Below are 1,235 nucleotides of genomic sequence, written 5' to 3'. Positions count from 1 at the left end.
TGGTTACTGACTAAGTGGCTGCCCTACCTTTACCACTACAGGACTTTCACCTGTTAGCATTTGCCAGCTTCGCTGGACGCACACATCAACACCACCGTCTCCACATGCAACGATCGGGGTGGATTGATGTCTTTTACATTGTCGGTAGTCGGAAACACGTCATCACCACTTTTTGCACTATCGGTAGGCGGGAATATATCGACTAATCTCCACGACACTTAATATCAAATGAAGCTTATAATTCTCTAGTGTACTAATCAAATAAATGTGATCTTCCTTATTTTCAGTTAATTTATGCACTATTGCGTTTTTGATTTACTTATAGTCTGAACTTTTCTTTGATATACTCCAATACAAATGTTTCTCTTGGTGTCCAACGCGGAAAATTATTTGAATCTATCAACATACGATTTGTCGAAATAGCTTTATCAATATCTACCCATATAGGTGTAAAACCCAAATCTATCTCATATTGGTCTAACGACTGTTCTCCAAAGTCTGGATCAACCTCACATATGTAATAGAAAGAAACCATTTTGAAAACATCATAATTTTCTTCAATAGGAATATCAAACTCAATTACTTTCCCAAGTTCTTCATTAATTGATAATACTGTTGCTCCACATTCTTCTCTTATTTCTCTTACTAGTGCAGTTTCATGTGTCTCACCTATATTAATACCACCTCCAGGAAATTTATAATCTCCATCTTTTGATGAGTATATCATAAGCAGGGTTTTGCCATTAATTACAACTCCTCTGACTGCTTCTCTATAAATTGTATTCCCATCAAAGTTAATACCTTGCTTCCTTATAATTTCCTTCAGTAACTTCATTCAATCACCCCCAACATTTACCCACAATTATATAAGATTCAGTTACTTTTTTCTAACTGAAATGATTCCTTAGATGATTATTTAATCACTTCAGGTATAAATATAACATCTATCCTGTCTTCTCAACCCTGTTAATTTATCTACCTGTCAACGCAACACTATCACTTTCAGGCTAGTTGATGTGTTACCGCAAACAATAAAACAAGGGTTTCTTGGCATTATCTCCTCCAGCAAAATAACTGTGAGAAAAGCCCAATGTTTGGAAACCTTTTATTTATAGGTATTTGTAATCCTTCTATTTGTCAACCCTTGATAGAGTAGAGCAGTGGGGTTTCCACCGCCCCCTCATCAAACCGTACGTGCGGTTTTCTCGCATACGGCTTTCCGATATTCTTCTTCC

Annotated in this window: 1 protein-coding gene; it reads right to left on the bottom strand. The window is 36.5% G+C overall.

What is annotated here, in order from left to right; genetic code table 11:
- Positions 1-319 precede the first annotated feature (319 nt).
- Positions 320-835, bottom strand: a complete 516-nt coding sequence (locus tag BUB48_RS17435; protein ID WP_073028225.1) for an NUDIX hydrolase — start codon at positions 833-835, stop codon at positions 320-322.
- Positions 836-1,235: the final 400 nt, after the last annotated feature.

Origin of the sequence: Lutispora thermophila DSM 19022, assembly GCF_900142105.1 — a bacterium.
Taxonomy (GTDB): Bacteria; Bacillota; Clostridia; order Lutisporales; family Lutisporaceae; genus Lutispora; species Lutispora thermophila.
This window is presented reverse-complemented; position numbering and strand designations above follow the sequence as displayed.

Coding starts and splice junctions, on each gene's coding strand:
- BUB48_RS17435 (WP_073028225.1), bottom strand. CDS start 835: ATGAAGTTACTGAAGGAAATTATAAGGAAGCAAGGTATTAACTTTGAT.